The sequence below is a fragment of the Nocardioides sp. CCNWLW239 genome (assembly GCF_037137035.1).
Classification (GTDB): domain Bacteria; phylum Actinomycetota; class Actinomycetes; order Propionibacteriales; family Nocardioidaceae; genus Nocardioides.
The window spans coordinates 94,454-107,374 of record NZ_JBBBNW010000004.1; the positions used below are offsets into that span (position 1 = coordinate 94,454).

Consider the following 12,921-nt stretch of genomic DNA (forward strand, 5'->3'; position numbering starts at 1 on the left):
CCATCCGCGGGACTGACGCGCCGACTCGACTCCCATCCGCGGGACCGACGCGCCGACTCGACACGCCACAGCGGGACAGACGAGCCGACTCGGCTATCGGTTGACGTGCGCGAGGACACCGTCGATGATCCGGGCCAGGCCGTAGTCGAGCTCGCGCGCCGGGTCGGTGGCCGCCTGATAGGCCTCGCCGGCGGCGGTGCCGACCCGACCGGCGAGTGGATAGTGGCTGCCCGCCATGACCTCGTTCAGCGTGTCGTAGTTGGCGGCCCACCATTCCGCCTCGGTCATCCCGGTGACCTCCTCCGCGCGGCGCTTCATCAGCTCGCTGCGCGCGATGCTGCCGGCGAAGCCGACCAGCACGGCGACCGTCTGGTCCATCTCCAGGTCGGTCAGCCCGAGACCGTCGACGGCCTGCAGCTGCCACTCGTAGCGGTCGCTCATGTTGGGCCCCAGCCAGGGGCGTACGTCCTGCACCTCGAGCAGCCACGGGTGGGCCCGGAGCTCGTCGTGCTGGAGATGGGCGACCAGCGCGAGACGCTTCCGCGTGTCGTCGGGAAGGTCGGGCAGCACGGTCCGGCCGGTCACCTGGTCGGCCATGAGCACCAGCAGGGCGTCGCGGTTGGGCACATAGGAGTAGAGCGTCATCGTGCCCAGACCGAAGCGCTGGGCAATGGCGCGCATCGTCACCGCGGCCAGACCCTCGGCGTCGGCCAGGTCGATCGCGGCGTCGACGACCTCGTCGACACTCACCTTCTGCTTCGGACCCCGCTTCGCCTTCGGCTCTTCGCGCACCTCGATCCGATGACGCCAGAGCAGGCGAAGGGACGGATCTGGCTGGTCAGGCTGATCTGGCTGGTCCGGCACGTGGCTCATCGTAACCTCCTCCGAAAAAATTTCGTACATCGTACGGAACAAATGCTACAGTCGCTCCGTTGTCATCTTCGTACAGCGTACGAAATTGGAGGAATGCGCATGCCGAACGATGCGAACTCGCCGCTCTCCGCGGCGTCAGGGAAGCCGGTGCCGCCGCGCTGGCTCAAGCCGATGAACAAGGTCTTCATGGCCCTGTCCCGGACCGGGATCGGGATGAGGGAGCTGCCGGTGCTCACCGTGCCGGGGCGGACCAGCGGCAAGCCCCGCAGCACCCCGCTGTCGGTGCTGGACCTGAACGATCAGCGCTACCTTCTCGAGGGCTTCCCAGGGGCCGACTGGGCGCGCAACGTACGTGCCGCGGGCGGCCGCGGCAGTCTCCGGATCGGGAAGCGGATCGAGGACGTGCAGCTGGTCGAGGTGGACGGCGAGGAGGCCCTGAGCGTGCTCCGGGTGTGGCCGGAAAGGATGTCCGACGGGGCCAAGATCATGCTCGACGCCGGCGTCGTCACCGACCTGACCCCCGAGGCCTTCGAGGCCGTCGCCGGGCGTTGCGGCGTGTTCCGGATCGAGGTGGCCCGATGACCCCGACTCCCCTCTCCGCGCGTGGCGTGCGCAAGCGCTTCCGCGACACCCAGGCGCTCGACGGCCTCGACCTCGAGGTCGCCACCGGCACGGTGCACGCCCTGCTGGGACCCAACGGCGCCGGCAAGTCGACCGCGGTGAACGTCTTCGCGACCCTCACCCGCCCCGACGCCGGGGAGGTGCTCGTCGGCGGCCACGACGTCGTACGCCACCCCTCCCGGGTCCGTTCCACGATCGGCCTGGTCGGGCAGAGCGCCGCTCTCGACGAGGCCCTCCACGGCCGCGAGAACCTGGTCATGTTCGGTCGTCTGCACGGCTTGCCGAAAGCCGATGCCGTACGCCGCGCCGCCGAGCTCCTCGACGCCTTCGGTCTCGTCGAGGCCGGTGACCGGAAGGTCTCGGGCTACTCCGGCGGCATGCGTCGGCGTCTCGACATCGCCGCGGGTCTGGTCACCCGACCGCGGATCCTCTTCCTCGACGAGCCGACCACCGGGCTGGACCCGCGCGGCCGCCACGAGGTGTGGGAGATGGTGCGACGGGTCGTCACCGACGGGACGACGGTCCTGCTGACCACGCAGTACCTGGACGAGGCCGACCAGCTCGCCGACATGGTCACGGTGCTCGGTGCGGGCAGGGTGATCGCCGAAGGCACACCGTCGTCCTTGAAGAGCGACCTCGGTGGCGACCGGGTGATCATCACCGCGACCGAGCCCGCCGATCTCACCCGGATGGCAGGTGCTCTCGGCGCCGCGGCCACCGTCGACCCCGACCGGCTCGAGGTCACCGTCGAAGCCGGCGCAGCCGGGGGCGGCGCCGCGGTCGTGGAGGTCGTACGCACCCTCGACGCCGCCGGCATCGCGGTCGACGACGTGCTGCTGCGCAGACCGACCCTGGACGAGGTATTCCTCCACCTGACCGCCCCCGATACCGAGCACCAGCACGAAGGAGCCGCCCGATGACCGCCCTCTCCTCCACTCTGCGACAGACCGTGACCCAGACCGTGACACAGACCTGGGTGATCACGCTCCGCGACCTCAAGCACTGGCAGCGCGAGCCGTGGGGGCCGGTGTTCGGGATCCTGTTCTCGATCATGATGCTGCTGATCTTCGGCTACCTGTTCGGCGGCGCGATCGAGATGCCGGGCGGCGGGACGTACCTGCCCTATCTCCTGCCCGGCGTGCTGGCACTGACGATGATGTTCGGCATCGACGGCACCATGGCCGTCGTCACCGAGGACACCAAGCGCGGGGTCACCAACAGGTTCCGCTCGCTGCCGATGAGCAGCCTGGCGGTGCCTCTGGGCCGGGCGGTCGCCGATCTGGGGAACTCGGCGGTCCAGCTCGCGGTCCTGATGCTCGGCGGGCTCTTGATCGGGTGGCGGATCCAGGGTTCGTTCCTGGAGGCGGCGGCCGCGGTCGGTCTCCTGCTGTGGCTGCGGCTGGCGATGCTGTGGCTGGGCATCTACCTGGGCCTGGCCCTGCGGATGGAGGGTGCGCTGATGATCGTGCAGGTGCTGGTGTGGCCGCTGGGATTCTGCTCGAGCCTGTTCGTCTCGCCCGAGACGATGCCGGGGTGGCTCGGATTCCTGGCCGCCTGGAACCCGGTCTCGGCGACGGCCACCGCCTGCCGCGACCTCTTCGGCAACCCGACCGGGATCACGTCCGGGATGCTCGCCGACCACGCGACGCTGCTCGCGCTGGCCTGGCCGGCGGTCCTGCTGGCGATCTTCGTCCCGCTGTCCACCCGCGCGTTCCGGCGCCTGGGCTGAAAAAAGTTCTGGAGAACCTGTCGGATCGGCTCGTGGTCGTTCGTGGAGTGGGTGAGAAGCGGCCCGAACGGGCCGCGCCACACCTTCTGGAACGAGAGGCACCATCATGAGCACCAGCACCTTCACCCAGGCCAGCACCTCCCCCGTTCGGTTCGCGTCGCGGATGCCGGTCTGGCTCGTCAGCACCGCCGCCGTCCTGGTCGGCGCCCTGGTCACGGGCGTGTACGAGGTCGCCGCCCGCGCCACCGGGGTGCCGTTCGACGTCGCACTCCCCGGGACCGGCGTCGAGCCCGCGGCCATCCCCGCGACCGGGCTGGCCTGGGCCGTGGCCGAGCTCGGCCTGATCGGCATCATCATCGCCGTCTGCCTCGCCCGCTTCGCCAAGCGCCCGCGCTCGACCTGGAAGCGCACCGCCTGGACCCTGACGGCGCTCTCGATGGTGCCGAGCCTGGTCGCCGTCACCGACTCCTACGCCACCAACATCATGCTGGTGGGCTCCCACCTGGTCGCCGCGGTGGTGATCGTCCCCGTCATCGCCGCCCGGCTGGCCGAGCGCAACCCGCGTCGGGGGTGAGACCGGCCCCGCCCGGGGGTAGTCCGGGAGCGAACTGCCTATTACTCGCGGGTATATGGGCAGTTCGCTCCCGGACTACCCCGCTTTTCGCGCCACGATCAGCTCGCCGACACCGGGCATGGGCGACGTCTCGACCGTGAACCCGGCGGCCGCCAGGTCCGCGAGCAGCGCCGGCCGGGGATGGGTGCGGTAGTACATGACGAACTTCGGCCGCCACACCGCGTTGCGCACCCGCATCGCCAGGTCGAAGCCGGTCAACATCCAGTACGCCGGATGCGTCGGCCGTGGTGCCGTGCTCGTCGGCAGCGCGAAGATCCCGCCCGGCCGCAGCGCCCGGTGGATGCCGTCGAAGAGCGGCCGCCGCTCCTCGGGCAGAAAGTGCCCCAGCGCCCCGAAGCTCACCACCAGGTCGTACGCAGCATCGAACGGCAGCGCGCGAGCATCGGCTCGCACCAGATCGGCCTCCGGGTGCGCCTCCCGCGCCTGAGCCAACATCCCCTCGCTGAAGTCGACGCCTGCGGGCGCTACGTCCGTCACCTCTGCCAGCACCCCGAGCCCCGCACCGGTACCCGTGCACACGTCCAGCCCCCGCTCGAACGGCCCGTGCTCCCGCAGCGCGGCGGTCGTTGCCGCGAGCATCCAGTCCGGCGTACGGAACGGGGTCGCGTCGAACTTCGGCGCCAGCAGGTCATAGCCCCGCTCCACCGACGACAGCGCCTGCACGGCGAGCTCCTTGAGCGTGGGCCCCTGCACGCCACCAACCTAGCCCGACCTAGGAGGGCTGGAGCCGACATCCGGCTCCAGCCCTCCTAGGTTGTGGTGCGATCAGATCTTGGCGACCGCGATCTGGGCCTTCTCCCCGTCGCCGAGGTCGACCGGGTTGCCGTCGAGAGAGTCGACCACGTCGTACGTCGTGGCGAGGGTCTCGCGGGCGATGAGCTCGGCGTGGGTGGTGGCTGCCTCACGTACGGTCGGCGAGCCGGCGACCGAGAGGGTGATGCGGTCCTCGACGTTGAGGCCGGAATCCTTGCGGGCCTGCTGGACCGCACGGACCAGGTCACGGGCGAGACCCTCGGCGGCCAGCTCGGGGGTGACGACCGTGTCGAGGACGATGAAGCCCCCGGGCAGCATGGTCACCGCGATGTCGTCGGAGGCGGAGCCGGCGACGGTCTCGAGCGTGTATTCGCCCTCGACCAGCGCCAAGCCACCGGCGACGACCTCACCGGAGTCGGACGCCGACCAGTCACCGGACTTGGAGCCCTTGATGGCCTTCTGGACGTCCTTGCCCAGGCGGGGGCCTGCGGCGCGGGCGTTGACGGTGAGCTTCTGCTCGATGCCGTAGGTGCCGGCCTCCTCCGAGTCGGCCGCGAGCAGCCGGACCGACTTGACGTTGACCTCGTCGGCGACGATCTCCTCGAAGCCGGCGATGTCGGCGCCGACCACGGTCAGCCCGCCCAGCGGGAGACGGTTGCGGAGCTTGCGTGCCTTGCGCAGCGCGGAGGTCGAGGAGCAGACCGCGCGGACCGCGTCCATCCGGGCGACCAGGTCGTCGTCGGCAGGCAGGTCCTCGACGACCGGGTAGTCGGTCAGGTGCACCGAGCGGCCACCGGTCAGACCGCGCCAGATCTCCTCGGTGGTCAGCGGCAGCAGCGGTGCGATCAGGCGGGTCACCGTCTCCAGCACCGTGTAGAGGGTGTCGAAGGCGGCCTTGTCCTCGTTCCAGAACCGCTCGCGGCTGCGCCGGATGTACCAGTTCGTGAGGACGTCGATGAACCGCTGCGTCGCCTCGCACGCCTCGGCGACGTAGTAGTCGTCCATCGCGGTGGTCATCTCGGCGACGTAGTCGCGGAGCTTGGCCAGGACGTAGCGGTCCAGCGGGTCGGTGGACGCCGTCGAGCCGGTGGTCTCCAGGTCCGCCGCGTTGGCGTAGAGCTGGAAGAAGTACCAGCTGTTCCACAGCGGGATCATCACCTGGCGTACGGAGTCCCGGATGCCCTGCTCGGTGACGACCAGGTTGCCGCCACGGAGGATCGGCGAGGACATCAGGAACCAGCGCATCGCGTCGGCGCCGTCGCGGTCGAAGACCTCGTTGACGTCGGGGTAGTTGCGCAGGGACTTCGACATCTTCTGGCCGTCCGAGCCCAGCACGATGCCGTGGCTGATGCAGGACTGGAACGCCGGCCGGTCGAAGAGCGCGGTCGCCAGGATGTGCAGGGTGTAGAACCAGCCGCGGGTCTGCCCGATGTATTCCACGATGAAGTCGCCCGGGAAGTGGTGGGCGAACCACTCCTCGTTCTCGAACGGGACATGGTTCTGAGCGAACGACATCGACCCGGAGTCGAACCACACGTCGAGGACGTCGGAGACGCGGCGCATCATCGACGTGCCGGTCGGGTCGTCCGGGTTGGGACGGACCAGGTCGTCGACGTACGGCCGGTGCAGGTCGGGGTTGCCGTCCTTGTTACGCGGCAGGGTGCCGAAGTCGCGCTCCAGCTCCGCGAAGGAGCCGTAGACGTCGAGGCGCGGGTAGGCCGGGTCGTCGGACTTCCACACCGGCACCGGGGAGCCCCAGAAGCGGTTGCGGGTGATCGACCAGTCGCGGGCGTTCTCCAGCCACTTGCCGAACTGCCCGTCCTGGATGTGCTCAGGGACCCAGCGGATCTGCTGGTTGAGCTCGAGCATCCGGTCCTTGATCTTGGTGACCTCGACGAACCAGCTGCTCACACCCTTGTAGATGAGCGGCTGACGGCAGCGCCAGCAGTGCGGGTAGGAGTGGTTGTAGGACTCGCGGCGCAGCAGGATCGTGCCCGCGGTCACCGATCCCCCGGCCTCGCCACGGGTGACTGCCTTGAGGTGGTCGATGATCTGCAGGTTGGCGTCGAAGACCTGGACACCGGCGTAGTCGACGACCGGCGCGGTGAACTTGCCGTCCTTGCCGACCGGCATGACCGCCTCGATGTTCTCGCGGTCGGTCACCTCCTTGTCGACCTCACCGAACGCACCGGCGGTGTGGACGACCCCGGTGCCGTCCGTGGTGGTGACGGCGTCGTCGGCGGCGACGACACGGAACGCGTTGGCGTGGCCGGCGTAGTAGGAGAACGGCGGGGTGTAGCTTCGGCCGAGCAGCTCGGCGCCCTTGTAACGCCCCAGCACCGTCGCCTCGTCGGCGTCGGGGAAGAGCTCCTTCTTGTACGCCGCGAGGCGGGCTTCCGCGAGGACGTACTTGGCCGTCTTGTCGGTGCCCGGGACCGGGCCCTCGACGACGACGTAGTCGATGTCGGAGCCCACCATCACGGCGAGGTTGGACGGCAGGGTCCAGGGCGTGGTCGTCCATATCAGGATGTGGGCACCGTCGAGGACCTCGTCCTCGCCGGTCGCGTCGAGCGCGTAACCGACGGTCACCGCCGGGTCCTGGCGGTCCTTGTAGACGTCGTCGTCCATCCGCAGCTCGTGGTTGGACAGCGGGGTCTCGTCCTGCCAGCAGTAGGGCAGGACGCGGAAGCCCTCGTAGACCAGGCCCTTGTCGTAGAGCGTCTTGAAGGCCCAGATCACCGACTCCATGTAGTCGGGGTTGAGGGTCTTGTAGTCGTTGTCGAAGTCCACCCAGCGTGCCTGACGGGTGACGTAGTCGCGCCACTCGCCGGTGTATTTCAGCACCGAGGCACGGCTGGCCGCGTTGAACTTGTCGATGCCCATCTCGACGATCTCGTCGGTCGTCTTCAGGCCGAGCTGGCGCATCGCCTCGAGCTCCGCGGGCAGGCCGTGGGTGTCCCACCCGAAGCGCCGCTCGACGCGCTTGCCGCGCATCGTCTGGTAGCGCGGGACGATGTCCTTGACGTAGCCGGTCAGCAGGTGGCCGTAGTGCGGCAGACCGTTGGCGAACGGCGGGCCGTCGTAGAAGACGAACTCGTTCTCGCCGTTCTCACCGGCGTCACGGTTGTCGATGCTCGCCTGGAAGGTCCCGTCCTTCTTCCAGTAGTCGAGAATCTGCGTCTCGATCTCCGGGAAGCGTGGGCTGGCCGGGACTGTGGCTGAGTTGACCTTCGGATAGGCCATCGACGCATCTCCTGCTGGGTGGTAGTGGGTTGTCTTCACCACAGGGACGATCTTTCGACCGCGGTACCACCCTGCTTGTCCTTCCGGACCACTTCGTTACGGCTGTGACGGGCCACTCCCGCCGGGTTCTACTTGCCTTCGATCTGGCTGAGGGCTTTCTTCCCGGGGCTCGCCGCTGATGACGGCTCGAACGCCTGTAAGGAAGAGAGTACGCCGCCCCGCACCCGCCGCGCGAACCCGATTCACACAGCGCGCCACATCCGCACGTGCGGACCGATCTCCGGGTCGTCCCACGGCTCACCGATCACCTGGAACCCGGCGCGCTCGTAGAACCTCGCCGCCGGCGTACGCGCGTTGCACCAGACCAGCCCGCCGCCCCGGCTTGCGACATGGTCGAGCGCCGCCTGCAGCACCTGGGCACCGACGCCCTTCCCACGCCACCCGTCCGCCGTCGCCATCCCTCGGATCCGCCACCCCTTCCCGGGGTGATCGGGCAGGTCAGGGCAGGCTTCCGGGAAGAGCCCGACGCACCCGATCATGACGCCGTCCGCGCCCAGGGCCGCGTACGTGGCGACCTCGGGACCATCGTCCCCCGGCACCCGCGCCGCCTCCGGCGGCCCGCCGTTACGCAGCACTTTCGCCCGCAACGGATACGTCTCTTCGACCGCCACTCGGCGCACCGTGATCACGCCGCAATCATGCATTCCACGCTCAGGCCTCCGCACCAATCGCACGTTGGGCCCGAACTCCGGGTCCTCCCACGGCGCGCCGACCTGCTGGAACCCCGCCCGCAGGAACAGTGGAGCGCCGGCGGGGGTCGCGTTGCACCAGACGGTCCCGCCGCCCTGGTTGTCCGCATGTGCCAGAGCTGCGGCGAGTACGGCCGTGCCGACTCCACGTCCGCGCCACTCCACGGCGGTCGCCAGTCGACGGATCCGCCACAAGCCATCCGCGGGAAACACGCCGACACACCCGACCACGGTGCCATCGGCGTCCTTGGCCGCGAAGGTCGCCACGTCCGGGTGGTCGTCGCCTGCAACCTTCGCGGTCTCGGGCGACGCACCGCCGTGGAGGACCAGTGCTCGGAGCGGGTAGGTCTCCGCGGCCGAGACACGGGCGACGATGAATGCGCTCGGAGATCCCACGCCGTGACGGTAGCGGGATGGGAGGCGTCTGGTGTGGCGATCGGGCGACGACCGAGGCAGCACCCTGGCAGGATGCGCGCATGAGTCTGATTCGTTACGAGTTCGCCGACGGCTGTGCGCGCATCACGATGACCAACCCGGAGCGGGGCAACGTCTTCTCCCCCGAGGCCGGGGACGAGCTGCTGGCGGCGATCCTGCGGGCCAAGGCGGACTCGGCGCGGGTGATCGTGCTCGCGGCGGAGGGGAAGTACTTCTCGGTCGGTGGAGATCTCGCCGGGTTTGCGGCGGCCGACGATCTGGGGCCGTACATCCTCGAGCTCGCCGAGGGCGCGAACCGGATGATCACCGAGCTCGTACGCTGCGACGCGATCGTGGTCAGCGCTGTCCAGGGCACGGCGGCGGGCGTCGGGTTCCCACTGTCGGCGGCAGCCGACATCGTGATCGCCGCCGACAAGGCGAAGTTCAGCCTCGCCTACGCCAAGGTCGGGCTGTCGGTCGACGGCGGCGGATCGCTCCTCGTCCACACCCTCGGCCTGCACCGGGTGCTGCGGCTGACCCTGCTGGGCGACATGCTCTCCGCCAGCGAAGCGCTCGAGGCCGGGCTGGTCGCCCGCGTCGTACCGGCCGAGGAGCTCGACGCGACCGTCGACGAGGTGGTCGCGACCCTGCTGTCGGGATCTCCCGAGGCACTGGCCCGCACCAAGCACCTGATCCGTGACGTCGCCGAGCCGAACCCCGAGTCGGCACTGCGGCGCGAGGCCGAGTCGATCTCGGCGCTCGGCGGCTCTGCGTCCGGGCGCGAGGGCATCAACGCGTTCCTGGAGAAGCGGCCGCCGAGCTTCACCGGCTGAATTCATTGGCCGAAAGGCGCCGGTTCGAGCAGGGTAGGCCCATGAGCAGCGATCAGCGGCAGGTGGGCTTCGACGGTATCTGGCTTCCGGGAAGCGAGGACCCACGCGCCCAGCAGGACGCACAGCCCGTCGGCGAGCTGGCGATCTACCGGGACTACCTGCGCCACTACCGGCTCACCCTCGAGCTCAAGTGCCAGGACCTCGGCCCCGAGGATCTGGCGAGGCAGAGCGTCCCACCGAGCGACCTGAGCCTGCTCGGGCTGGTCCGGCACATGGCCCGGGTCGAGCATCACTGGTTCCGCCGTGTGCTCGAGGGCAACCTCGACGTCCCGCGGCTCGACTCGGACGACCCCACCGGCGGCTTCCACAAGGTGGCTCCCACCCAGGAGTCGGTCGACGAGGCGTTCGCGAGCTGGCGAGAGCAGATCGCCGCGGCCGACGAGTGGCTCGACTCCGTCGACGAGGCCACGCTCGGGGAGACCCGCGACCAGGGCCGCGACGACGAGTCGACCAGCGTCCGCGACGTGCTGGTCCACATGATCGAGGAGTACGCCCGGCACGCCGGTCACGCCGATCTGCTCCGAGAGTGCATCGACGGGCGTACCGGGCAGTAGACCACCGGCCTGCACAGCGGTGTCTTCCTGAGACTAGGCTGAGAGCGCGGTCACAACGACCGTCTACGCGCTCGATCAGAGGGAGACCATGTCGACGTCGACCACCCGCCCCGCAGATCCGGGGCCACGCTCCGGGGCCAACGTGAGGTCCATCGCCGTCTGGACCGTCGTCGCCGTGATCGGCGCGGTCTGCTGGGCGGTGCTCGCCCTCGCCCGAGGCGAGGAGGTCTCGGCGCTGTGGATCCTGTTCGCCGCGCTGGCCTCCTACGCCATCGCCTACCGGTTCTACTCCAAGTTCATCGCCAAGAAGGTGCTGGAGGTCGACGACACCCGCGCGACCCCGGCCGAGCGGCTGCACAACGGGCGTGACTTCGACGTCACCGACCGCCGGGTGCTGTTCGGCCACCACTTCGCGGCGATCGCCGGGGCGGGCCCGCTGGTCGGGCCGGTCCTGGCCGCGCAGATGGGCTACCTTCCCGGCACGATCTGGATCATCGTCGGCGTCATCTTCGCCGGTGCGGTCCAGGACATGATCGTGCTGTTCCTGTCGATGCGTCGCGACGGCAAGTCGCTGGGCCAGATGGTCCGCGAGGAGATCGGCACCGTCGCCGGCATCGCCGCACTGATCGCCGTCTTCGCGATCATGATCATCATCCTGGCGGTGCTGGCGCTCGTCGTCGTCAACGCCCTGGCCGAGTCGCCGTGGGGCGTCTTCTCGATCGGTCTCACCATCCCGATCGCGCTCTTCATGGGCTTCTACCTCCGCTACCTGCGTCCCGGCCGCGTCCTCGAGGTCACCGCCATCGGCGTCGTACTCCTCCTGCTGGCCATCGCCGGCGGCACCTGGGTCGAGGAGATGGGCCTGGCCAACATGCTCACCCTCGAGAAGGAGACGCTGGTCATCGCGCTGGCGATCTACGGCTTCGTCGCCTCGATCCTGCCGGTGTGGATGCTGCTCACCCCGCGTGACTACCTCTCGACCTTCATGAAGATCGGCGTGATCGTGCTGCTGGCCTTCGGCATGATCCTGGCGGCGCCGACGCTGGCCAACCCGGCGGTGTCCGAGTTCGCCACCAGCGGCGAGGGCCCGGTCTTCGCGGGCAAGCTGTTCCCGTTCCTCTTCATCACGATCGCCTGTGGGGCGCTCTCCGGTTTCCATGCCCTGATCTCGTCCGGGACGACGCCGAAGATGATCGCCAAGGAGTCCCACGTTCGCATGATCGGCTACGGCGGCATGCTGATGGAGTCGTTCGTCGCGATCTCCGCGCTCATCGCCGCGAGCGTGATCGACCAGGGCATCTACTTCGCGATGAACGCCTCTGCCGGCGCTACCGGCGGCACCCCGGAGACCGCCGCCGCCTTCGTCAACGGGCTCGGCTTCTCGATCACCCCGGCCGACCTCCAGGCAGCTGCCGACAGCGTCGAGGAGACGATCATCTCGCGCACCGGCGGCGCGCCCACCCTGGCGTTCGGCATCTCGCTGATCTTCACCGACGCGTTCGGTGGCGGGCTGGCCGCGTTCTGGTACCACTTCGCGATCATGTTCGAGGCGCTGTTCATCCTGACCGCCGTCGACGCCGGCACCCGGGTCGGCCGCTTCATGTTGCAGGACACCATCGGCAACATCTGGCCGCGCTACGCCGACGTCTCCTGGCGCCCGGCCACCTGGTCGGCCTCGGCGCTGGTGGTGCTGGCCTGGGCTTACATGCTCTGGATCGGTGTCGGTGACCCGCTCGGCGGGATCAACCAGCTCTTCCCGCTCTTCGGCATCGCCAACCAGCTGCTCGCCGCGATCGCGCTCGCCCTGGCGACCGCCCTGCTGATCAAGCACGGCAAGCTGAAGTGGGCGTGGGTGCCGGGCGTCCCGCTGGTCTGGGACCTCGTGGTCACCATGACCGCGTCCTGGCAGAAGGTGTTCAGCGACAACCCGGCCATCGGCTACTTCGCCCAGGCCTCGGCCGCACGGGACGCGAAGGAGGCAGGTGAGCTCTACGGCGTGGCGAAGACGCCCGCCGACGTCGACCAGATCATCTACAACTCCACCCAGTCCGGCATCCTGCAGGCGGCGTTCGCGCTGCTGGTGATCGTCGTGGTCGCCGGCGCGGCCGTCACCGTCGTCAAGACGCTGCGCGCCGGCGGCTCGCTGCCAACCACCGAGGTGCCGAAGGTCGAGTCGAAGATCGTCGCGCCCGCCGACTTCTTCGCCACCAAGGAGGAGAAGGAAGCCGTACGCGAGTGGGAAGCCTCCCAGAAGACGTCGGTCTGATGAGTCGTCTCTCCGATCGCTTCTCCGGCGCCTGGCGGCTGCTCCGCCAGGCGACCGGAGAGGCGAAGTGGGACGACTACGTCGCCCGGTGCGAGCGTGAGGGCGTCGAGCCGATGAGCCGGCGTGCGTTCGAGCGTCACCGGGCCGACGAGAAGGAGCACAACCCGCAGGCGCGGTGCTGCTAGAGCACGT

The 12,921-nt window shown here is 69.2% G+C and carries 12 protein-coding genes; 8 read left to right on the plus strand and 4 right to left on the minus strand.

From position 1 onward, the window contains the following. Window positions 1-93 precede the first annotated feature (93 nt). A complete protein-coding gene (locus WBG06_RS17455; RefSeq protein ID WP_336738194.1) occupies window positions 94-873 on the minus strand; it encodes a TetR/AcrR family transcriptional regulator in 780 nt (259 codons plus the stop codon). Window positions 874-972: 99 nt separating this feature from the next. Here WBG06_RS17455 and WBG06_RS17460 point away from each other — a divergent pair, with 99 nt between their 5' ends. From WBG06_RS17460 to WBG06_RS17475, 4 genes are all read left to right on the plus strand, one after another. After that, window positions 973-1,455, plus strand: coding sequence for a nitroreductase/quinone reductase family protein (locus tag WBG06_RS17460; protein ID WP_336738195.1), 483 nt, complete (start codon window positions 973-975; stop codon window positions 1,453-1,455). Further along, a complete protein-coding gene (locus WBG06_RS17465) occupies window positions 1,452-2,414 on the plus strand; it encodes an ATP-binding cassette domain-containing protein (RefSeq protein ID WP_336738196.1) in 963 nt (320 codons plus the stop codon). The genes WBG06_RS17460 and WBG06_RS17465 overlap by 4 nt, the downstream gene beginning before the upstream one ends. After that, window positions 2,411-3,223: an ABC transporter permease gene (locus WBG06_RS17470; protein ID WP_336738197.1), complete on the plus strand. Its 813-nt coding sequence runs from the start codon at window positions 2,411-2,413 to the stop codon at window positions 3,221-3,223. The genes WBG06_RS17465 and WBG06_RS17470 overlap by 4 nt, the downstream gene beginning before the upstream one ends. Before the next feature lie 106 nt (window positions 3,224-3,329). Further along, on the plus strand, window positions 3,330-3,797 hold the full coding sequence (locus tag WBG06_RS17475) for a DUF6069 family protein (protein WP_336738198.1): 468 nt from the start codon (window positions 3,330-3,332) through the stop codon (window positions 3,795-3,797). A 75-nt stretch (window positions 3,798-3,872) separates the two neighbouring features. On the opposite strand, the gene WBG06_RS17480 is transcribed toward WBG06_RS17475, so the two are convergent. From WBG06_RS17480 to WBG06_RS17490, 3 genes are all read right to left on the minus strand, one after another. Then, window positions 3,873-4,550, minus strand: a complete 678-nt coding sequence (locus WBG06_RS17480) for a class I SAM-dependent methyltransferase (RefSeq protein ID WP_336738199.1) — start codon at window positions 4,548-4,550, stop codon at window positions 3,873-3,875. A 72-nt stretch (window positions 4,551-4,622) separates the two neighbouring features. Continuing rightward, window positions 4,623-7,853, minus strand: a complete 3,231-nt coding sequence (gene ileS, locus WBG06_RS17485) for an isoleucine--tRNA ligase (protein WP_336738200.1) — start codon at window positions 7,851-7,853, stop codon at window positions 4,623-4,625. A 242-nt stretch (window positions 7,854-8,095) separates the two neighbouring features. Continuing rightward, window positions 8,096-8,998 carry a GNAT family N-acetyltransferase gene (locus WBG06_RS17490; protein ID WP_336738201.1) on the minus strand — a complete coding sequence of 301 codons (903 nt, stop codon included), beginning with the start codon at window positions 8,996-8,998 and terminating at the stop codon, window positions 8,096-8,098. An 80-nt stretch (window positions 8,999-9,078) separates the two neighbouring features. Here WBG06_RS17490 and WBG06_RS17495 point away from each other — a divergent pair, with 80 nt between their 5' ends. The 4 genes from WBG06_RS17495 to WBG06_RS17510 all read left to right on the plus strand — a co-directional run bounded on the left by WBG06_RS17495 (window position 9,079) and on the right by WBG06_RS17510 (window position 12,914). Then, the gene (locus WBG06_RS17495; RefSeq protein ID WP_336738202.1) at window positions 9,079-9,849 is read left to right on the plus strand and encodes an enoyl-CoA hydratase/isomerase family protein; all 771 of its coding nucleotides are present in this window, start codon (window positions 9,079-9,081) and stop codon (window positions 9,847-9,849) included. Between the two features lie 41 nt (window positions 9,850-9,890). Further along, window positions 9,891-10,463: a DinB family protein gene (locus WBG06_RS17500; protein WP_336738203.1), complete on the plus strand. Its 573-nt coding sequence runs from the start codon at window positions 9,891-9,893 to the stop codon at window positions 10,461-10,463. An 88-nt stretch (window positions 10,464-10,551) separates the two neighbouring features. Then, the gene (locus WBG06_RS17505) at window positions 10,552-12,729 is read left to right on the plus strand and encodes a carbon starvation CstA family protein (protein ID WP_336738204.1); all 2,178 of its coding nucleotides are present in this window, start codon (window positions 10,552-10,554) and stop codon (window positions 12,727-12,729) included. Beyond that, entirely contained in the window at window positions 12,729-12,914 is a 186-nt protein-coding gene (locus WBG06_RS17510; protein ID WP_336738205.1) for a YbdD/YjiX family protein, read from the plus strand. Before WBG06_RS17505 ends, WBG06_RS17510 begins: the two co-directional genes overlap by 1 nt. Window positions 12,915-12,921: the final 7 nt, after the last annotated feature.